This is a genomic window from Paraburkholderia aromaticivorans (assembly GCF_012689525.1).
GTDB lineage: Bacteria > Pseudomonadota > Gammaproteobacteria > Burkholderiales > Burkholderiaceae > Paraburkholderia > Paraburkholderia aromaticivorans_A.
The window spans coordinates 2,554,413-2,574,696 of the sequence record NZ_CP051516.1; the positions used below are offsets into that span (position 1 = coordinate 2,554,413).

The 20,284-nt window shown below is 64.3% G+C and carries 22 protein-coding genes; 2 read left to right on the plus strand and 20 right to left on the minus strand.

Annotated features, from left to right (window positions below; genetic code table 11):
- Positions 1 to 41: 41 nt before the first annotated feature.
- Entirely contained in the window at positions 42 to 692 is a 651-nt protein-coding gene (gene hypB, locus HF916_RS39580; RefSeq protein WP_240975860.1) for a hydrogenase nickel incorporation protein HypB, read from the minus strand.
- Positions 693 to 701: 9 nt separating this feature from the next.
- Here hypB and HF916_RS51225 point away from each other — a divergent pair, with 9 nt between their 5' ends.
- Positions 702 to 851, plus strand: a complete 150-nt coding sequence (locus HF916_RS51225) for a hypothetical protein (protein ID WP_240975882.1) — start codon at positions 702 to 704, stop codon at positions 849 to 851.
- A 179-nt stretch (positions 852 to 1,030) separates the two neighbouring features.
- On the opposite strand, the gene hypA is transcribed toward HF916_RS51225, so the two are convergent.
- The 18 genes from hypA to HF916_RS39665 form a co-directional block, all read right to left on the minus strand.
- The gene (gene hypA, locus HF916_RS39585) at positions 1,031 to 1,360 is read right to left on the minus strand and encodes a hydrogenase maturation nickel metallochaperone HypA (protein ID WP_168794159.1); all 330 of its coding nucleotides are present in this window, start codon (positions 1,358 to 1,360) and stop codon (positions 1,031 to 1,033) included.
- A 20-nt stretch (positions 1,361 to 1,380) separates the two neighbouring features.
- Positions 1,381 to 2,463, minus strand: coding sequence for a hydrogenase expression/formation protein HypE (gene hypE, locus HF916_RS39590; RefSeq protein ID WP_277352294.1), 1,083 nt, complete (start codon positions 2,461 to 2,463; stop codon positions 1,381 to 1,383).
- On the minus strand, positions 2,460 to 3,716 hold the full coding sequence (gene hypD / locus HF916_RS39595) for a hydrogenase formation protein HypD (RefSeq protein ID WP_168794160.1): 1,257 nt from the start codon (positions 3,714 to 3,716) through the stop codon (positions 2,460 to 2,462). The genes hypE and hypD overlap by 4 nt, the downstream gene beginning before the upstream one ends.
- The gene (locus tag HF916_RS39600) at positions 3,713 to 4,429 is read right to left on the minus strand and encodes a D-sedoheptulose-7-phosphate isomerase (RefSeq protein WP_168794161.1); all 717 of its coding nucleotides are present in this window, start codon (positions 4,427 to 4,429) and stop codon (positions 3,713 to 3,715) included. The genes hypD and HF916_RS39600 overlap by 4 nt, the downstream gene beginning before the upstream one ends.
- A 31-nt stretch (positions 4,430 to 4,460) precedes the next feature.
- The gene (locus HF916_RS39605) at positions 4,461 to 4,736 is read right to left on the minus strand and encodes a HypC/HybG/HupF family hydrogenase formation chaperone (protein WP_168794162.1); all 276 of its coding nucleotides are present in this window, start codon (positions 4,734 to 4,736) and stop codon (positions 4,461 to 4,463) included.
- Positions 4,737 to 4,764: 28 nt separating this feature from the next.
- On the minus strand, positions 4,765 to 7,176 hold the full coding sequence (gene hypF / locus HF916_RS39610; protein WP_168794163.1) for a carbamoyltransferase HypF: 2,412 nt from the start codon (positions 7,174 to 7,176) through the stop codon (positions 4,765 to 4,767).
- 24 nt (positions 7,177 to 7,200) lie between these two features.
- Positions 7,201 to 7,302, minus strand: coding sequence for a DUF6893 family small protein (locus tag HF916_RS52165; RefSeq protein ID WP_370707810.1), 102 nt, complete (start codon positions 7,300 to 7,302; stop codon positions 7,201 to 7,203).
- 60 nt (positions 7,303 to 7,362) lie between these two features.
- Positions 7,363 to 7,914, minus strand: a complete 552-nt coding sequence (locus HF916_RS39615; protein ID WP_168794164.1) for a hydrogenase maturation protease — start codon at positions 7,912 to 7,914, stop codon at positions 7,363 to 7,365.
- Positions 7,911 to 9,323: a hypothetical protein gene (locus HF916_RS39620; protein WP_168794165.1), complete on the minus strand. Its 1,413-nt coding sequence runs from the start codon at positions 9,321 to 9,323 to the stop codon at positions 7,911 to 7,913. Before HF916_RS39620 ends, HF916_RS39615 begins: the two co-directional genes overlap by 4 nt.
- Positions 9,320 to 9,979, minus strand: a complete 660-nt coding sequence (locus HF916_RS39625) for a DUF6084 family protein (RefSeq protein ID WP_168794166.1) — start codon at positions 9,977 to 9,979, stop codon at positions 9,320 to 9,322. The genes HF916_RS39620 and HF916_RS39625 overlap by 4 nt, the downstream gene beginning before the upstream one ends.
- Complete coding sequence (locus HF916_RS39630; RefSeq protein WP_168794167.1) at positions 9,972 to 10,610, minus strand: DUF5947 family protein; 639 nt, start codon at positions 10,608 to 10,610, stop codon at positions 9,972 to 9,974. The genes HF916_RS39625 and HF916_RS39630 overlap by 8 nt, the downstream gene beginning before the upstream one ends.
- Positions 10,607 to 11,200 (minus strand): NifU family protein, encoded by a 594-nt coding sequence (locus tag HF916_RS39635; protein WP_206001964.1) that lies wholly within the window; start codon positions 11,198 to 11,200, stop codon positions 10,607 to 10,609. Before HF916_RS39635 ends, HF916_RS39630 begins: the two co-directional genes overlap by 4 nt.
- Complete coding sequence (locus HF916_RS39640) at positions 11,197 to 13,011, minus strand: nickel-dependent hydrogenase large subunit (RefSeq protein ID WP_168794169.1); 1,815 nt, start codon at positions 13,009 to 13,011, stop codon at positions 11,197 to 11,199. Before HF916_RS39640 ends, HF916_RS39635 begins: the two co-directional genes overlap by 4 nt.
- A 53-nt stretch (positions 13,012 to 13,064) precedes the next feature.
- On the minus strand, positions 13,065 to 14,123 hold the full coding sequence (locus HF916_RS39645; protein WP_168794170.1) for a hydrogenase expression protein HypE: 1,059 nt from the start codon (positions 14,121 to 14,123) through the stop codon (positions 13,065 to 13,067).
- 334 nt (positions 14,124 to 14,457) lie between these two features.
- The gene (locus tag HF916_RS39650) at positions 14,458 to 15,513 is read right to left on the minus strand and encodes a HoxN/HupN/NixA family nickel/cobalt transporter (protein WP_168794171.1); all 1,056 of its coding nucleotides are present in this window, start codon (positions 15,511 to 15,513) and stop codon (positions 14,458 to 14,460) included.
- Between the two features lie 144 nt (positions 15,514 to 15,657).
- Complete coding sequence (locus tag HF916_RS39655; RefSeq protein ID WP_168794172.1) at positions 15,658 to 16,050, minus strand: copper resistance CopC family protein; 393 nt, start codon at positions 16,048 to 16,050, stop codon at positions 15,658 to 15,660.
- Between the two features lie 15 nt (positions 16,051 to 16,065).
- Positions 16,066 to 16,989, minus strand: coding sequence for a hypothetical protein (locus HF916_RS39660; protein ID WP_168794173.1), 924 nt, complete (start codon positions 16,987 to 16,989; stop codon positions 16,066 to 16,068).
- A gap of 106 nt (positions 16,990 to 17,095) precedes the next feature.
- A complete protein-coding gene (locus tag HF916_RS39665; protein WP_206002064.1) occupies positions 17,096 to 17,548 on the minus strand; it encodes a DUF2946 domain-containing protein in 453 nt (150 codons plus the stop codon).
- Positions 17,549 to 17,816: 268 nt separating this feature from the next.
- On the opposite strand from HF916_RS39665, the gene HF916_RS39670 reads away from it, so the two are divergent.
- Positions 17,817 to 19,169 carry a TAXI family TRAP transporter solute-binding subunit gene (locus HF916_RS39670; RefSeq protein ID WP_168794174.1) on the plus strand — a complete coding sequence of 451 codons (1,353 nt, stop codon included), beginning with the start codon at positions 17,817 to 17,819 and terminating at the stop codon, positions 19,167 to 19,169.
- A 156-nt stretch (positions 19,170 to 19,325) separates the two neighbouring features.
- Here HF916_RS39670 and HF916_RS39675 read toward each other — a convergent pair whose 3' ends face one another.
- Entirely contained in the window at positions 19,326 to 20,117 is a 792-nt protein-coding gene (locus HF916_RS39675) for a ProQ/FinO family protein (RefSeq protein ID WP_168794175.1), read from the minus strand.
- Positions 20,118 to 20,284 lie beyond the last annotated feature (167 nt).

Below are 20,284 nucleotides of genomic sequence, written 5' to 3' on the forward strand. Positions count from 1 at the left end.
CGACACACCTCAGGGTCGCATGAAAAACCGGCGCGTCGAGATCATGGTGACGCAGTAGCAGCGCGGCTGCGCAACCACCCATACCACCCTTCCATCCCCTCCCCGCTTTGCGCCGACACCTGAAGAATCTGCATTTGCGGATTAACACGCTTCGCATACCCGATACACCGCTCGACATCGAAGCGCAAATGCGGCAGCAAGTCGATCTTGTTCAGCAACAACAACGAACACTCCCGGAACATATGCGGATACTTGATCGGCTTGTCCTCGCCTTCAGTGACCGAAAGAATCAATACCTTGGCTGCTTCACCGAGATCGAATAACGCTGGACACACCAGGTTACCGACGTTTTCGATCATCACCACCGAATGCATCGGTGGGTCCAGTTGCGTCAGTGCCCTCGACGCCATCTCCGCGTCGAGATGGCACCCGGTGCCGGTGTTGATCTGCACCACGCGCGTGCCGGTCGCGCGAATCCGTTCGGCGTCGTTGAGCGTGGCCTGATCGCCTTCGATTACCGTTAGCGGGAACGTGTTACCCAGATCGCGGATCGTTCGTTCGAGCAATGTCGTCTTGCCAGCGCCCGGCGAGCTCATCAGGTTCAGCGCGAGTATCGAACGGCCGGCGAGCCAGCCGCGATTGCGTTCGGCTAGTAGCTGGTTTTTAGCCAGGATGTCGCGTTCGAGGTCGATCGAGGTGCTGTGTTCGTGTTCGTGCTGGTGTTCGTGTTCGTGCTGGTGTTCGTGTTCGTGTTCGTGTTCGTGTTCGTGTTCGTGTTCGTGTTCGTGATGATGGTGGTGGACGTCTCCATGCTCATGCACGTGATTATCGCGTTGGCTGTGCGAGTGTGAATGCGAATGTGAATGCGCACCCACACCCGTATGCAGATGCTCCTCGACTCGCCGATAAGCGGTTGCAGCCGAGCCCGCGCTACTGCTTTTCGACTGCGACTGAGCACCACCCTCCACCGCCTCATCCAGATCGGTCACCGCCGCGCTCTGCGTATTCGAACAGCCGCATGTCGTACACATCACACCACCTCCATCTGCCGGATCTGCAACTGCTGACCGGAAATCAGTTCGAGACTCTCGCTCCCGCAAGCGCATTGCCCGTACGGCACGTCGACCGCGAGCGTCGCGCCGCACGTGAGACAGCGTGCCTCGCCCGGCATCACGACGATCTCGAGCGTCGCGCCCTCCAGCGCCGTATCCTTCGCGCACACGTCGAAGCAAAACCGGATCGCCTCCGGCATCACCGCCGACAGTTGCCCAATCTCCAGCGTCACGCGCCGCACGCGCGCGCCGTGCGCCTGTTCCGCGCAAATCTCGACGACGCTGTTCGCGATGCTCAACTCGTGCACGGCGCGCTCCCGTTGGCCGCTCAGCAGATGCGCGGCAGTTGCTCGCCCACCAGCATATCGACGATGCGTTGTCCGCCGAACACCGTCCGCATGACAACGAGCCCGCTCGCCTCCGCCTCGCTCCGTTCGACCGTGCCGATCACTGCCGCCTCACGTCCCGCTGGATGTGCGCGCATGGCCGCCAGCACGCGTTCGGCGGCATCGGCGGGCACGACAGCCACCAGCTTGCCTTCATTGGCCAGATACAGCGGGTCCAGGCCGAGAATCTCGCACGCGCCCTTCACCTGTTCGCGCAGGGGCAGCGCCGCTTCATCGAGCCGTATCGTCACGCTCGAACCCTGCGCGAATTCATTGAGCACGGTCGCGACGCCGCCGCGCGTCGCATCGCGCAGACAGTGGATCTGCGGGCACGCGTCGAGCATCGCCGCGATCAGGCCGTTGAGGGGACAGCAGTCGCTCTCTATGTCGGCTTCGAGCGCAAGCTGCTGACGCGCCACCAGAATCGCCGCGCCGTGATCGCCGAGATAGCCGTTGACGATCACCACGTCGCCGGGATGCGCGTGGCGCGCCGAGATCGCAACATCGTGGCGCACCACGCCAATGCCCGCGGTGTTGATGAACAGCTTGTCGGCGCAACCGCGCTCCACCACTTTCGTATCGCCCGTGACGATCGCGACACCGGCTTCGAGCGCGACACGCTGCATGCTCGCCGCCACGCGGCGCAGAAGATCGACCGAGAACCCCTCCTCGATCACCACCGCGCACGACAGATACAAAGGCGTCGCGCCGCACACCGCCAGGTCGTTCACCGTACCGGACACCGCCAGCGTGCCGATGTCGCCACCCGGGAAGAACAGCGGATCGACCACGTAACTATCGGTCGTAAAAGCGAGCCGGTCGCCGTGCGCGGCGAGATCGGCAAGCGCGAAGACGGCCTGATCTTCCAGCGCCGCGAGCGTGGGATTGTCGAAGGTGGACACGAACACGTCTTCGATCAGATCGTGCATCGCACGGCCACCGCTGCCGTGCGCCAGATTGACGGAAGCGTCCCGCACGCGGCGTGGCGCGCTGGCTTGGATAGGCGTAGCAGCGCGGTCGTTCACGGGCCGCCTCGCACGGTGGAGGTCGCGGCCATGTCAGCCATCGCAGCCGCACCAGCGATGCCGCCGGCGCCCGGACATGCCGCGCCAGAACCGGCCTGCGCCGTCGCTTGCCGTGCCTGGCGCCGCGCATCGATACGCGACGTATCGATCCGTCCATAGTTGTAGTACGCCGCGCAAGCCCCTTCGCTCGACACCATCAGCGCGCCGAGCGGCGACTCGGGCGTACACGCCGTACCGAACACCTTGCATTGATGCGGCTTGATCACGCCCTTGAGCACCTCACCACATTGACAGGCTTTCGGATCGGCGATCTTCAGATTCGGCACCGCGAACTTGCGTTCGGCATCGAATGCCGCAAACACCTCGCGCATCCGCACGCCGGAATGATCGATCGAGCCGAGCCCACGCCACTCGAAGAACTCGCGCGTCTCGAACACGCGCGCCACCGCCGACAAAGCCTGCGCGTTGCCATCCTCGGACACAATCCGCCCGTACTGGTTCTCGACCTCGCAGCGGCCATCCGCGATCTGCTTGAGCACCATCCACATTGATTGCAGCACGTCGAGCGGTTCGAAGCCGGCCACCGTGATCGGCTTGCGATAGTGCCGCGCGATGAAGTCATACGGCCGCGTGCCGATCACCATGCTGACATGTCCGGGACCGAGAAAGCCGTCGAGGTGCAAGTCCGGCGAATCGAGAATCGCCTTGATGGTCGGAATGATCGTGATGTGATTGCAGAACAGCGAGAAATTCGCGACGTTTTGCGCATGCGCCTGCAAGACGGTCATCGCGGTACTCGGCATGGTTGTCTCGAAGCCAAGGCCGAAGAAAATCACCTCGCGTCGCGGATTGAGTTGCGCGATCTTCAATGCGTCGAGCGGCGAATAGACCATGCGCACGTCGGCGCCGTCGGCTTTCGCCTTGAGCAGGCTTTTCTTCGAACCGGGCACGCGCATCGCATCGCCGAACGTCGTGAAAATCACTTCCGGACGCTCCGCCAGCGCAACGCAATCGTCGACGCGGCCCATCGGCAGCACGCACACGGGGCAGCCGGGACCGTGAACGAACTCCACGGCGTCGGGCAGCAATTGCTGGATGCCGTAGCGGAAAATCGTGTGCGTGTGGCCGCCGCACACTTCCATGATTTGCAGCGGCCTCTGCTTCGCGCGTTCGATGCGCGACACCAGCGCGCGGATTTCCCTCGCGAGCGTGTTCGCCTTCTCCGGGTCGCGAAACTCATCGACGTATTTCATGGCGTGCCTCCCGCGACCGCCGTGGCCGCCGTGGCCGAAGCGCCGAGACCGCCGCGGTCGTCGGCGAGCAGCGTATGCACGAGGTCCCACAGAATGTGATAGATCGCGACATGCGTCTCCTGCACGCGATGAATGCTGTCGCTTCTCACCACGAGGCAATGATCGAGCGCGGCGCTCGTGGCCATGTGTCCGCCGTCGTGGCCGGAGAGTCCGATGGTCAGCAGTTCCATCTCTTTCGCCTTCGCGAACGCGGCCAGCAGGTTCTCCGAATTGCCGCTCGTCGACACGCCGATCAGCGCATCGCCGCGCCGTGCCTGCGCCACCAGTTGCCGGACGAAAATATGATTGAAGCCGACGTCGTTGCCGACCGCCGTCAACATGGCCATGTCGGCGACGAGATTAATGGCGGTGAGCGCGGGCCGTCCCGTCGTCACGGGATGCAGAAACTCGACCGCGATATGCGCCGCGTCGCAACTCGAACCGCCGTTGCCCATCGCGAAGAGCCGTCCGCCACGGCGATACACGTCGGCGATGGCGTGAGCCACGCGCACAACCTCGACCGCGCTTTCCTCGAAGAAACGCGTCTTCGCCTCCACGCTATCCTGCGCCTTGCGACGCACGGATTCGAGCAGGGCGGCGTCGAGCCGCTCCGCATCCTGATGCGCGCCATGCAGGAACGGATACAGCGCTTGCAGCGATTCATGTTCGGGCATGGCTGGTCTCCGTGTGCTGATGCCGGCGCGCTCACGGCGCGCCGCGCAGCTCGTCCATCTCGCCCTGCGCGACGCCCAGTTCGTGCAGCAGCGCAAGCGTGCGCGCCGCCTCCTGCTCGTCGACGCGGCTCATCGCAAAGCCGACATGCACCAGCACCCATTCGCCGACGCACGCGCTCGCCGGCCGGTCTTCGTCGATCACGAACGCGATGTTGATCACGCGCCGCACACCGCCGACGTTGACGAGCGCGAGATCGTTCGCCGCATCCGTCACTTCGACGATCTGCCCTGGGATGCCCAAACACATGTCGCTCTCCCTTCTCCCGTGCAAATCATCAACCCTCGTCGCGCTGCCGCGCCGCCGCGATCACCGCCTGCCCGAGCGACAATCCGCCGTCGTTGGCCGGCACCTGGCGGTGCGTCAGCACGCGAAAACCCCCTTCGGCGAGGCGCGTTGCAACCTGTTCGAACAGAATGCGATTCTGGAACACGCCGCCCGACAGCGCGACGCTGCGCGCGTCGGCTGGGCCGGTGAGCAGATCGGCAAGACACTCCACCATCCGCACGATCGCAATCGCCACGCCCTTGTGAAAACGCGCTGCAATCACCGGCACGGGCGTGCAGCGCAGCAGATCGTCGAGCAAGGCTTCCCACATCGGCCGGGGTTCGATGCAGCGCAACCCACCCGGCACGGTGTTGGTCAGTTCGAACGGGTACGCATGCGCGTCGCTATCGTTGCGCAACGTGTGCTGATCGACCAGCGCCTCCAGTTCGATCGCGGCCTGGCCTTCGTAAAGCACGCGCTCACGGCACACGCCGAGCGTGGCCGCCACCGCGTCGAACAGACGGCCCGCGGAACTCGCGAGCGGGCTGTTCACGCGTTGCGCGATCATCGAGTCGAGCGCGGCGCGCGGACGGCTGCCCAGGAACTGCTGCATCTCCAGACCGCTGTAGTGCCGCGTGAATCCATGCCAGTCGAAAGCCGTCCGCAGATGCGCATAGGCATTGCGCCACGGCTCTTCAATGGCGCGCGTGCCGCCGGGCATCGCCACCGGTTTGAAGCGGCCGAGCCGCGTATAGCCGCGATAGTCGGCCAGCATGAATTCGCCGCCCCACAACGTGCCGTCGTCGCCGTAACCGAGACCGTCGAGCGCGACGCCGAGCATCGGTAACGCATCGAAGGGGACGCTGTTTTCGGCCATGCACGCGGCGAGATGCGCGTGATGATGCTGCACTTCGACGACGGGAATCCGCGAGGTTTGCGCGAGCTCGTAGCCGATCTTGCGCGACAGATACTCGGGGTGCAGGTCGAGCGCGATCGCCTGCGGTTCATGCTCGAACAGACGCAGATACTGCGCCACCGCGCGGCGATAGTCCGCATACGTCAGCGCGTCTTCCAGATCGCCGATGTGATGCGAAACGATCGCCTGCGCATCGCGCGCAAGGCAGAAGGTGTTCTTGAGTTCGCCGCCCATCGCCAGCACCGCGGGGGTATCGGCGAAACCTTCGGGCAATAGCAGCGGCGCCGGCGCATAGCCGCGCGCGCGCCGCACGATCCGCGCGGCACCCTGCACCACGCGCGCTACGGAATCGTCGACCCGGCGCGAAATGTCGCGGTCGTGCATCAGGAAGACATCGGCGATACGGCCGAGACGCGCGCGGGCGTCCGCGTTGTCGATGCACGGCGGCTCGTCGCTGGTGTTGCCGCTCGTCACGACCAGCGCGGAATCGATCGACTCTATCAGCAGCCGATGCAGCGGCGTGGACGGCAGCATGAAGCCCAAGGTGCCGACGCCCGGCGCCACACTCGGCGCAACGCATTCGGCGCCATCGGCGGACAGGATCACGATGGGTCCGCCGGCGCTCGCAAGCAGTGCGCATTCGGCTTCGTTCGGCGTGCAATACCGGCGCAAGGCTTGCAGATCGCGCGCCATCAGCGCGAAGGGTTTGCGCTCGCGCCGTTTCAGCCGCCGCAGACGCGCGACCGCGGTTTCATCGTTCGCATGGCAGGCCAGTTGAAAACCGCCTAGCCCCTTGATCGCGACGACCGCGCCGTGCCGCAACAGCTGGCTCGCCGCGCGGCACGGGTCGTCGCCACGCACGCGCGCGCCGTCGCGGCTCTCCAGCCAGACACGCGGGCCGCATGCGGGGCACGCAACCGGTTGCGCGTGAAAGCGCCGGTTGGCGGGATCGTCGTATTCCGCGCGGCACGCGTCGCACATGACGAACGCCGCCATTGTCGTACTGGCGCGATCGTAGGGAATGGCCTGTACGATCGACAGCCGGGGTCCGCAGTGCGTGCAGTTCGTAAACGGATAGCGATAGCGGCGGTTCGCCGGGTCGGCGATGTCCGCCGCGCAATCGGCACAGATCACCGCGTCGGGCGTGACGCCGGTTTGCACAGGGCCGCTCACGCTCGGCACGATACGAAAGTCGCTGGCCTCGGCCGCCTCGTTTAATTGATGCCGCTCGATCGCGTCGATCCGCGCGAGCGGCGGACACTCGGCGCTCAGGCTGTCGATGAAACGCTGCAGCATCCACGCGTCGCCCCATGCGTGAATCAGCACGCCGTCGCTATCGTTGCACACGTCGCCGACCACGCCGCAGGCATGCGCCAGCCGCCACACGGTCGGCCGGAAGCCGACGCCCTGCACCAGTCCGCGCACGCGGATCTCTTCCCCGACCGGTCCCACGACCGCCGGATGCTGCGTCGAGCCCTGCCCGGCGGGCTGTGCATGCGTGCTCATCGCCATCTCCCTGGCCGTTGCCGCCTACATGTTGCGGATGCGGATATAGCGCTTGATGTCCTTCATATTCGCCAATACGCCGACCACCAATGCCGGCAACAAGAGGTACTTCAGAAATCCTTTCATGATGTCTCCCGCTTCAGTCATTTCACACCGTATGCATGACGTGTCCGCGCATCCCGCAAGTCAGGCCACGCGCGCGGCGCGCTGCTCCAGCTTCGCCGTCACGAGCCGCACCACCACTTCAGCGGCCTGTTCCACCGCAGCCGCCACGGGGCGGCTCAAACTCATTCGTCCTTCTTCGCCGCCGTCGCAGCCGAAATCCTGCGGCTCGCAGCCGAGCACGACGATGTCCTCGCACCCGCCGCCGAGCATCCGCACGGTTTGCAGCACCTTGGCCGGGTCCATCTCATGCGGCGACATCAGGATCGGCATCGCGTACGGGTCGTCGCTCGCCGTCCCACCCGACTCCTCGATGGACGGCTCGATCACGTACAGCGTGCCCGGCGCGCCGCCGCGCTGTGTCGCGTCGATCAGGATGGCGCTGTCCACGCCGTCGAGCAGCGCGTAACACAGATCGACGCCGCGAATGCCGAAGTCCGTGACGTTCACGTCCGTCGCGAATCCCGGCAGCTCACCCGCGGCCAACTGTTCGTGCAAACGCCGCACCACTTCGACGCCGAAGCCGTCGTCGCCGAGAAACACGTTGCCGATGCCGGCCACCAGAATCGCGCTCATACGAGCCCCCGCCGGGCGCCGGCAGCATGGCCAAGCGGCTCGATCTCGTCCGGCCCGAAGAAGAACCGATGGCCCGGCATGCGCTGCACGCCGAAGTCCTTGCCCGGATCGTCGTCGATGGTCACGGCGACATGCACGTGGTCGTCGAAATCGCGTTCGATCGATTCGATCGTCGCGACCATGCCGCTCAGCGCGATATCGAAGATGTCCGCGCGGCCGCGCGGGCGCAAGCGCACCTGATCGCCGATGCGAATCTCCACGCCCGCGACCCGCACGCAGGCAAGATGCGGTCGCGCGTCAAGTTCGGCCCACGGCGAGACGGGCACGGCGGTCTGCGCCGGAGAGACGGACGCGCCCACGCTCGGCGCGTCGAGCGTGCGTACCTGCCGCAAGATGCCGTGCAGCTTCTGCATCTGCTCGGCGCCCAGACCTTCGGTGCGCGTGAGCAAGGCGCGAGCGCGCTCGTCGGTGGCGATCATTTCGCGCTTCTCTTCGTCCGTCATGGTGAGAATGCGCAGCGTGAGAATCTCGTCGATCTCCGTGGCGTCGAACAGATCGCCGGCGCTTTCGGGCGCGATCTGTGGGAAGTCGTAGAGGATGATCGGCGAGGCGAGCATGGTGTCGGGCCGCTGTTCATCGCCGACCAGCACCGGCCACACGCCGATATTGCGGCACGCGGCCGACGCCGCCGCGAGGTCGTCGGGTGGATCGATCGACGAGAGCCATGTGCCGCGCTCGATGGTCAGCACCGTATGGCACGAGACCAGCGCATACAGCGACGCGGCATCGCGCGTGAGATTGCGCGCATGATCGAGCGGCGTCTCGTTGACGATGCGCACCTTCAACCGATAGAAGCCCGCCGCGACGCCCGCCGCGCTGATTTCGACGCGGCCTTGCAGCGCCGCCCGCGTACGGCGCAACGCGCCACGCAGCGTGCCATGCCGGTCCGCCAGCGGTTCAAGTTCACTGCCGGCGTCGAATGAAAAGGGCATATCGCGCGGGGCGTTCAGCAAGTCGCCCAGCACCAGCACGGGCAGCGCGAGATGCCGTTCAGCGGCTTCCTGCCACGGCGTATAGCGCCGTTCGTCGATATCGAGCCGGGCCACCGTGCGCCATGCCGGCTCGCCCGATTCCGGCCGCACCGCGGCGCTCCCCGATACGTCCAGCACCATCCGCTCGATCACCTGCAAAAAACCGGGCCGCACCGCCACGCGCGTGTGCTCGCCGCCGCGCAGCAGACACTCGCTTTGCGTCACCCACGGGTCGCTGCCGGATGCCTCCGCATAGGCGCGCGGATAGACGCCGCCGAAGGTCCAGCGTTGCCGGTTCTTCACCGAAGTCGGCCGGTACGGATACAGCATGTAGCCTTCGTACAGCACCGCCTGCACCACGCTCTCGACCGCGTTCACGATATGTCCTCCTCGAGCTTGTCGAGCAGACTCGTCACCGCCTGCTCCCAGCTCGTCAGACCGCCACGGGTTTTAAAACGCGAGAGGCGATCGAACACGTCGCGATGCAGACATAGCCACGCGCCGTTCGGGTAATAGCGAGCCATCATGTCGCGCCATAGCGCCACCGGCAGACGGTACGCCGCCTCCTTGTGCCACGGAATCGGCGCGGCCTGCAATGCGCCATCGGGCTCGCGATAAAACACCGTGCCGCTGAACTGGAGCATCAGCGGAATCTCGCCCTCGTCCAGTCCGTGAAAATATTTGGTGGCGGCCACATTGAAGTCGTAGCTGCATGGCACGGGCAGATCGAGCGTGCATTCACCGGTAAAGGGTGGCGCGACCGCCGACGCATGCGTCCACAACAGCGTGCGTAACGTATCGCCCCAACGCGGCGGAATGCCGAACAGGTCTTCGAGCCCGTACTGCTCGGCGGGCGCGTAGCGGCGTTTTGCGGCTTCGATCTGGATCTGGCATTGCAGCATGATGCTGGCGATCTCGCGCTGCTCTGATGGTTCAACCGCGGTGTCGACGATATGCAGCTTGAACATCAGCAGCGGCGCCGCGGCAAACGGCACCACTTCCGCCGACTCGACGGTGAATCCGAGATCAGGCATGGAGCAAGCCCTCCGGTACGCGGCCCTGGGTCTTCAGCGCGGCGAAGAAACGATGGATCGCGTCCCACGCCTGCCGCCCGCCCGAGACGCCGCGCCAGCGCGCGCGAATCACGCCGGTCAGCGCATAGCATTGGTCGATCGGCACGCGGTAGTACTCGCGCGCGCCTTCGCTGCGGTTCACGAGCAGCGCTTCGACGTCGGGCTCCAGTTGCGCGAGCCACGGATTATCGGCGACGAGTTCGGTCCACGCCTGCAGATCCAGCAGCGACTGTGTGCCGCCTGCCGGTCCGGGATACAGCGCGACGATACGTTGCGCCGAACTGTCGTGAAAGAAGAAAGCCATGTCGATGGGAATCGCCAGTGCGTCCCACTGCGCGTCGCTCATGCGAAAGCCGTCGAGATAACGCGCGTCGCGCGGCACCGGACGATAGCGTGCGTTCTGCTGATTGCCGAACAACAACGCGCAGGCACGGCAGCAGCAACGCAGTTGGCGTTTGGCGATTTCGAATAGATGAGGATGGTCGGCCAGCAGTAGCGCGCCGCACAACTCGCAACGCGTGTCGTCGGCTTTGCGCACGAAATGGCGCACGGCCCCGACCCAGCCGCGCGTCGTGGCGGCGGCGGGTGTCATTGCGCGCCGGCCTCGGTCCGACTGGCTACCTTGGTGTGTGCTTCAGTGCGCACATTGGGCACGAAGTGCAATTCATGCACATTGACGTCCTGCAATCCGGCAATGTCGACGCGCATTGCCTCGGGCGCTGCTTCGAAAATCGCGAGCTCGATTTCCTCCCGCAATTCGCCGACCGAATTGTGCTTGCCTTGCAGACGCCCGGCCACTTTCACGCGCACCGCTTCTTCCGCGGCGTCGAGCAATTCGATCTGGATGCCTTGCACGCCGAGCAGCGGCCGCATCTTCTCCACTGCGCGCGATACGCGCGTCGGCAGGTCCTGCGGATGCAAACCGTGCAACAGCAAAAGCGCCGACACACCGGCGTCGCGTTCGAACGCTTCGACCATGGCGTCGTCCATTGCCCCGGCGGACGAAACGATTTCCAGCAGACGCGCGAGCCCGTTCGTATGCAGATCGAGCACCACCTGCAGCAGTTCCTGGGCGCCCTCGCGCGCCGGCGGATCGTCGAGCGCTTCCAGCGCCGCAATCAATTCGTCGATGCGGCGTTGCTGGGCGGCGACCGCCCGCTGGTCGCTCATCCCGGTGCTCACGTATGCGCTCCCTGCATCACGCCGAAAGTCGGCGAGTGCGAGGCGTCGATGGTCTTGCCGTTGCCCACATACATATGCACGCCACACGGCAGACACGGATCGAAGCTGCGCACCGCGCGCATGATGTCGATGCCCTTGAACTTGTCGGGACCGTTCTCTTCGAAGATCGGCGTATTCTGCACCGCGTCTTCATAAGGGCCAGGCGTGCCGTAGATATCGCGCGGATTGGCGTTCCAGGGCGTAGGCGGATACGGATGATAGTTGGCGATCTTGCCCTCGCGAATCACAAGGTGATGCGAGAGCACGCCGCGCACGGCCTCATGGAAGCCGCAGCCGAGGCCTTCTTCCGGTACCGTGAAATCGCTGAAGGTGCGGGTGCGGCCCGCGTGCAATTCGGCGAGCGCCTGCTCGGCGAAATACAACGCCGCCGCTGCCGAATAAGCCTGAAAATACGTGCGGGCGCGATCGCGTTCGAGTGCATTGCTCCACTTCGGAATCTTCCATTCGAATTCGACTTCGGGCTTGAGCGCGGTCTTCGGCAAATAGATCTTCACGCTGTGACCGGTTGCCTTGAGATAGCCGATATCCACCAGTCCCGCCAACGCGGTGGCCCACAGGCGCGCAATCGGACCGCCGCCGGTATCGAGCGCGAGGTGGTCGCCCGTGCGTTTGTCGAGCCAGCGCGGCGACATCACCCACGTATAGTTGCCGTCGAATTTGCGCTTCTGCGGATGCGGCAGCGTGGTCTGATTCCACGGATGCTTGCGGTCCACCGGATTGCCGAGCGGGTCGTTCTTCACGAAGGTTTCTTCGTGATCCCAGTCGTCGTAATAGGAACTGCCGAGCAGAATGCGAATGTTCAGGTTGATGTCGACGAGATCGGTCGTGACCAGTTCGCCGTCCACCACCACGCCCGGCGTCACGAACATGCCGCGGCCCCATTGCGTCATGGTGTTGTAGTTGTAGTCGCACACGTTCGGGTCCTGGAACGAACCCCAGCAGCCGAGCAGAACACGGCGCCGGCCCACTTCTTCATAGCCGGGCAGTGCCTCGTAGAAGAAGTCGAACAGATCGTCGTGCAGCGGCACGACCTTCTTCATGAACTCCACGTATTTCATCAGGCGCGTGATGTAGTCGGTGAACAGCTGAATGGTCGGCACCGTGCCCACGCCGCCCGGATACAGCGTCGACGGATGCACGTGGCGGCCTTCCATCAGGCAGAACATTTCGCGCGTATAGCGGCTCACCATGAGCGTCTCGCGGTAGAACTCGCCGGTAAACGGATTGAGCGCGGTCATGATCTCCGCGATGGTTTTATAGCCATGCTTGTCCGCATGCGGCGCGGGCGTTTTCTGCGCCTTGGCCCACACGCCCGGATTGGTCTCCTTGACCATCGTCTCGCAGAAGTCCACGCCCACCAGGTTGTCCTGGAAGATGTTGTGATCGAACATGTATTCGGCCGCTTCGCCGAGATTGACGATCCACTCGGCGATCGGCGGCGGCTTCACGCCATAGGCCATGTTCTGCGCGTAGACCGAGCAGGTCGCGTGATTGTCGCCGCAAATGCCGCAGATCCGGCTCGTGATGAAATGCGCGTCGCGCGGGTCCTTGCCCTTCATGAAAATGCTATAGCCGCGAAAGATCGACGACGTGCTATAGCATTCCGCCACCCGGCGGTTCGCAAAATCGATCTTGGTGTAAATCCCCAGACTGCCGACGATCCGCGTAATCGGATCCCAGTTCATTTCGACCAGCTTGCCCGGCGCTGCCTGGGTGGTGCTGGTCGCTTCAGGTGCGGTGCTGACGGCCATGACCTTCTCCTGCTGACTATGCTGACGACACTGACTGCGCGAATTCCACCCTCTCAGCGACGGTAACCGGTGGTGAGTTCCGAACGGTTGTGACGCCATTTCGGCTCATCGTTGAGCGTGTTTCTGGTCAGCTTGCGCAAGCTGCGGATCAGCGGGCCATAGCTCTTGATCAGATTCGACGACAGCACCGCGCCGGGCGGCTCGTCCATGAACGGCATGAACTTGTCCGGGAAGCCCGGCATCGTGCAGCCGATGCAGATGCCGCCCACGTTCGGGCAGCCACCGATGCCCGCCATCCAGCCGCGTTTGGGCACGTTGCATTGCACGACCGGTCCCCAGCAACCGAGTTTGACGATGCAATTCGGGCTGCCGTATTCGGTCGCGAAGATCGCCTGCTCGTACGAACCCGCCCGGTCGCAACCGTCGTGCACGGTGCGGGTGAACAGCCACTTCGGCCGCAACGCGTCGTCGAGTGGAATCATGGGTGCGAGGCCCGCGAGTTGATACAGCAGATAGAGCAGCGTCTCCATGAAGTTGTCCGGCTGCACCGGACATCCCGGCACGTTGACGATCGGCAGGCCCGCTTTCGATTTCCAGTCCCAGCCGAGATAATCGGCGAGACCCATGCAGCCGGTCGGATTGCCTTGCATCGCGTGAATGCCGCCATACGTCGCGCAGGTTCCCGCGCCGACCACCGCCAGCGCGCGCGGCGCGAGGCGGTCGAGCCATTGCGGAATCGTGATCGGGTCGCCTGTATCCGGGTCGGTGCCCAATGCGGCCCAATAACCCTCGCGATTGATACGCTCATTGGGAATCGAGCCTTCCATCACCAGCACGAAGTTATCCAGTTCGCCGCGCGCGGCCTGATGAAACGGCTTGAGAAACTCGTCGCCGTTTTCATACGCCAGCACGGGATTGTGTAAATGGACCTTCGGCAAGCCGGGAATCGCGCCGAGAATCACGTCCTCGATACTCGGCTGGGTGGCTGCGGTAATGGATACCGAATCGCCGTCGCAGCCGAGGCCCGCGGTAATCCAGATGATGTGCACTTCCTTGAGGGCCGGCGCGTGCTGAGTCTTGCGCCCATACGGGACGTTGTCTGCTTCCGCCATGATGTGTCTCCACTACGTTCACGTTCTTTTGTGACAGACAAAGATACGTGGCGAGCGCCGCACGGCAGTCACGTGTCCAGCAATCGATCGGGGTAAGGTCCGCGTGGGGGGCGGTTAAAAGGATCGGATTTGCTGCATGTTTTCGTTAGAATGGTGCTCATCGCAATGAGCCCGAAAAACTTGTTCGAGTATAGTTCAGCGATGCGAAATAACCCAATTTTCATAGCTTTTTCGCGAAACTTCGCGTGCCGCGATAGCCGCATCCACGCGCCCTGTTCAATTCTCTGACGATAGCCCATAAGGGTTGGGGTCACGCTCATTTCACGCGTCGTAATCAGGAACGGATCTCCATCTCGCCAATTCGCTGCCACTTATATACCGCCGCGGACAATAGCCAGGCGGCCGCGAATACGCCGACGATCGCATAGCCGAGCATACCGAAGTTATCGTTGAGAACCGCCACCGTCTGCCAGAATCCGCCATTCAGATGCAGCTTGTCGGCCACCAGCCCAAGGCCTTCGATACTGCCGACCAGCAGCGCCACCAGCACCGAAATCGTCGTGATCGTGAGGTTGTAGTAGAGCTTGCGGACCGGCTTCACGAAGGCCCAGCCGTAAGCGCCCAGCATCAGGATGCTGTCGGTGGTATCGATCAGCGTCATACCCGCCGTAAACAGCACCGGAAACACGAGGATCGACCAGATCGACATGCCTTGCGCGGCACCCGCCGCGGAAATGCCGAGCAAGCCGACTTCGGTCGCGGTATCGAAACCGAGGCCGAACAGAAAGCCGAGCGGGTACATATGCCAGCTTCGTGTGATCAGGCGAAACAGCGGCCGGAAGATGCGCGCGAGAAAACCGCGATTGGCGAGCAGCATGTCGAGATCTTCGTCGACGTACGGCTCGCCGCGGCGCACGCGCCGAAACGCACGCAGCACGGAGCGCAGCACGATGAGGTTCAGCAGCGCGATGGTGAACAGGAAAAACGTCGACACCAGCGTGCCGATCATGGCGCCCGTTTCCCTGAATCCGCTCAGCCGGGTTTGCAAGGCCATCGCGGTGACGGCAATGCCGAGCGTCGCCAGTACGACGATGGTGGAGTGGCCGAGCGAGAACATCAGCCCTGCCGTCAGCGGACGCTGGCCGGACTGCATGAGCTTGCGCGTGACGTTGTCGATGGCGGCGATGTGGTCGGCGTCCACGGCGTGCCGCAAACCGAGCGAATAAGCCAGCAGACAGGAACCCATCAGCAGCGGATAACCGCGAAACGCCATGAAGGCCGCAAGCCACGCGGCGAGATTGAAGGTCAGTAGCAACGCGTAGAGCCATGCGATCCGCCGGCGCTGATGGCCGGGCGCCACTATCGGGAACGCCTTCACGAACTCCATCATGTGTTCTTCTCCCCGAAGGCGAAGACGGCTGCGTTGCACAGCCAGGCGCTCGATGCGTCTTTTCGATAATAGACCTTTTCACACGCTGCGCCATCGCTCGATGGATGACGCAGCGCATCACCGCTTCAGGCTACTTCGTTCAGACTACTTCACATTGAACGCATAGTCGCCATGGGTGCGATGTCCGTCCGACGCCACGGCCACCCAATGCACCGTGTAGTGACCGGCCGCGAGCGGCGGCAACGGCACGGCGATCAGCGCCGGCTGATGCTCATCGACCGTGGCCTTCTCCGTGTTGACCTGCTTGCCGCTCGCGTCGGTCACCGTCAGCGAACTGAACGCCGGTTCGAGCGGGCCGTCGAAAATCACTCGCACCTGCGCGGGTGACGCCACCGTCGCGCCCGCTCCCGGCTCCTGCTTTTGAGGGAACACGTGCGCGAGGGCCGCGCTGGCGAATACAAGACCGGCGAACAGCGCCGCCAGTTTCGCCGCGGCGTTTATACCGCGCAAGCCTTGGTGTTTCATCGTGCCATTCATCATCACTCTCCTGCGTTACTGGAACAGCGGTTTGCCGATCGTGGCCGGCGCGACATCGTCGAAGAAGATATGCGCCTGGACCAGAATGCCCACATGCGACCCGCTCGCATGATTGATCGGGATTTGCGCCTCCACGCCGAACTGCCCATAACGATTGATCCAGATGAAGCCCGGATTGACCGTGCCGGTCGTCTGCCCCTGGCTGCGCGACAACGGAATTTCCACCAGCGGAATCAGATTGGCGAACGGCTGCGGCAGGCCGACATCGCGCACGTGCTGCTGCAGATACGGCAAGCTGTACTGCACGGTGAAGCCGTAGTTGAATGCGTTCGGCTGTCCCGCGCCGGTGGTCAGCGCCGGTCCCGCTTCGCCCGTGATGGCGACCGGCCGCAGATACGCCAGCGAGTCGGGCAGATCGCCCATGCCCTTGCCGGCATAGACGGTCGGCGAGATCGTCGAGAAGTTATCGGCGATCGCGCGGCTGCCTGTGCCGCCGAGTTCGGCATCCACGCCGATCGAGGTCATGAACTCGTGCGCGTCGTTGACGTACAGCAGGTACTTCAAGCCGACGCCGAAGTTGTCGAAGCCGTGCGCCCGCGGATTGTTCTGCATGGCATACGTGCCGTCGACGGACACCGCGAGCCGCGGTGTGATCAGCTTGTCGTACTCGAAGTCGAAGGTGTTGATGCTCTGGTCGCCGTTGTCGCCCGGCACGCGTTGATGGCCGAACTGGAGGTTGGCTTCGTCGCCGACGCCGGGGTCGTCGACAGCCATCGTCGATGGGAAGACGCGGTTGCCCGCAATGGCGTGGGCGCCGGCGAGCGTTGGCGCGCACAGCAATGCGCCGGCGGTGGCGGCGAGAAGCGCCGTCGAACGCAGCGGTTGCCCATTGCGCGTCCCCAAACGGGACTTCTCGCGGGGCGTTGAGTGGGTAGGCATGATTCATCCAGTTTCATGGGTCGTGACAATGCCGGCGCGCACAGTCGACAGGGACGTGCGGCGGCAGCCGCGATGCATTCGATGCATCGCGCCGTGGTGACTCGAATCAGGATGCGAACGGCGGGGCGCGGGGTTGAGCGAAAGTGAGCGGTTCGACGCGGCGCACGCTTTCGAAGCGGGTCGCGACGGTGTGCTGCAAAGCGCGGACGGTGACGACGAACAGCGCCTCGACGCTCGGCACGACCGGCATGTGGGCGAGCAGGCTGCAATAACCGCAGGCGTCGCCGTTGGACATGGCGGTGTGGTCGGTGTGTTTGTCGGCTGCCTGATCGGCCGCGGTGGATGTGACCGCTGTCGCGTCCGGCATGTCTTCCCGCATCGAGTCCATCGACCCCATCGAACCCATGGACGCCATCGACGGCATATCGCAATGCTCGTCTGACAGGGTGCTTTCATCGCTGCGTGCGGCGAGCGTGTGGGAGATCGTCGGAGCGAGCGTGGCCATCAGGATCGCGAACAATCCCAGCCAACTGCCGATCTTCCGATAGAAACAACTCACGATGCGCCTGGCGACACGATGGGGAAGTTGTCGCGGATTATGCCACGGTCGACGCCGCATTCCGGTCGTGACAGCGGCCCTTATGTCGGGCATTTCACCCATGCGCCACGCATGCAGCGCAGGTCTTTGAACGTGTCACGCCGGCCGCCCGCGTCGCCGAATAGCAAGAGCTTCGCGCCCGCCCGGTCAATAGAGCAAACTGCCGACGGCAAACCCGCCACGGACAGTGGACAATGCGTTTCATCCCGGCTCCCGGCACGGAGTGTCCATGAAAGCGCAGCGCCCGCGTCCCCCGCACTTTCCCGGCGAAGAGCCGCATGCCGAGTGGCGCGACCATACCCTGCTCTATGTCGTCGTGGCGACGGTCATCATCCTGATGGTCACGCTGGTCGTCTGGCTGATCGATCCGGCACCGCCCAGGACGATCACCCTGAGCGCCGGACCGCGCGACAGCTCGTTTTTCGTCGCCGCCGAGCAGTACAAGAAAATCCTTGCCCGCAACGGCATCAAGCTGAACGTGCTGGAGTCCGACGGCTCCGTGCAGAACCTGCAACGTCTGCTGGACCCGAAGCAGCGTGTCGACGTCGCGCTCGTGCAAGGCGGCGTGGCCGACGGCCTCGACACCTCGTCGCTGATGTCGCTCGGCAGCGTTTTCTATATTCCGGTGGTGGTGTTCTACCGCGGCACGGGCTTGAGCCAGCTTTCGCAACTGGAAGGCAAACGCATCGCGGTGGGCCGCGAAGGCAGCGGCACGCGCCTGCTGGCGCTCAAACTGCTGGATGCGAACGACATCGAACCGGGCGGCGACACCACCCTGGTGCCGAGCGACGGCTTGCAGGCCGCCACCCAGCTCGTATCGGGCGATGTCGACGCGGCGATCCTGAACGGCGACTCGGCCACTCGCGGCCTAATGCTGCGCCTGCTCAAGGTGCCCGGCGTGTCGGTGATGAACTTCGCCGAAGCGGGCGCCTATACGCGTCTCTTTCCCTATCTGGACCAGATCGACCTGCCGGCCGGCGTGCTGGACCTGAAGCGCAGGATTCCGCCGGAAACGGTGCACCTGATCAGCCCGACCGTCGAGCTGGTGGCCCGCACCACGCTGCATCCGGCCATTTCCGATCTGCTGATCGAAGCGGCGCAGGAAGTGCACGGCATGCCGGGGCTGTTGCAGCGGGCGGGAGAATTTCCGAGTCCGGTCGCGCGTGAATATCAGATCAGCGAGGACGCGCAGCGTTACTACAAGACGGGCAAGAGCTTTCTGTACCGGACGCTGCCGTTCTGGCTGGCGAGCATCGGCGACCGCACGCTCGTTCTGCTGCTGCCGATGGCCGTGCTGCTGTTCCCGGCCATGCGCCTGATTCCCGCGCTTTATCGCTGGCGGGTGCGCTCGCGCATCTATCGCTACTATGGTTCGCTGATTGCGATCGAACGCGGCGCGCTCGCCGATTCGACCGACGAGGAGCGCAAGCGGCTCTTCGCGGAACTGGATCAGATCGAGGATTCGTTGAATCGGCTGCGCATGCCGCTCGCTTACGCCGACGCGTTCTATGTGCTGCGCGAACACGTCGGCTTCGTGCGCGGCCGGTTGGGGGCTGCGTCGCGGCAAGGCAGCCACCCCTAGGCGGGGTGGCGGGTTTTACGCTTCGCGGGTGGCCGGAGAAGTGGCCGGTTCAGCGGTGGCTGTGCGGGATGCTTCGTGCTCGGTTTCGCGGCCGGTCTCCTGCACGGTTTCGTGTGCAGTGTCTCCGATCAGCTAGCGTGCCCGTCGAATCCCGTCCTACGCCTTACTCGCTTCGCCGTCGTGCGAAGCCGTGGCGGCCTCGGATGGCGCATTCGCGGCTTCGGCCGGCGCTTGCGTGGCTGGGTCGGCGGGCGCTTGCGTGGCTGCCTCAGCCGTCGCTTGCGTGGCTGCGTCGGCGGGCGCTTGCGTGGCTGCCTCAGCCGTCGCTTGCGTGGCTGCCTCGCCGGTCACATTCGCGTTCGCCGCGCCGGCTGCCGCCTTCGCCGCACCCCTGCCCGCGCGATGCGCCTGCAGACGCTGCGCGCCCGCCGCTTCCTGCGCCGTGACCTTGCCCGCCTCGGCGCCCGTCAGATCGACGCGAGCGGCGCCTTCCACGAGACATTTCCAGTAGCGGCTGCCACGGCACCACGTCTTGATCGCGTCGCGCAATTCGGCTTCGCTCAGCGACAGTTCCTTGGCGTGCACCACGAGGTCTTCGAAAATACCGACCTTGAGCGGCAGCTTGGGCGCCGGATTCTTGGGGAAGGCAATAGGGAAGCGCTTCTGCAGCCGCCCGATCGATTTCACCACCGGGTCCACCGGCTTCGCCTCCACCGCCGGTTTGGCGTCGGATGCGGCTGCGGGCGCGGCACGGCGCGGCGGCGCGGGCTTGCGGGCAGGCCTCGCGCCCGGCTTGGCCGCATCCTTTGCAGCGGGCTTGGAAGCGTCCTTAGCCGGCTTGGAAGCGTCCTTCGAAGCAGGCTTGGCGCCGGACTTCGCGGCAGGCGCAGCCTCGCGGCGAGCCGCGGCCAATTGCTTCTTCAGTTCAGCGAGTTGTTCGAAACCCATAGCGCACAATCGATCGAGAAAGACGAGATTGTAGCAGCGTAAGGAAACACGTTCGTGACGATGGCGCGAGCCGCGCCGCGCGGGCTTGCGCGCGGGCTTCCATGTGGCCTCGGCGTGGTGCGGTCAAACGCAATGTTTTCGGGCCTTTTCGCCCTTTTTCGCCCCCT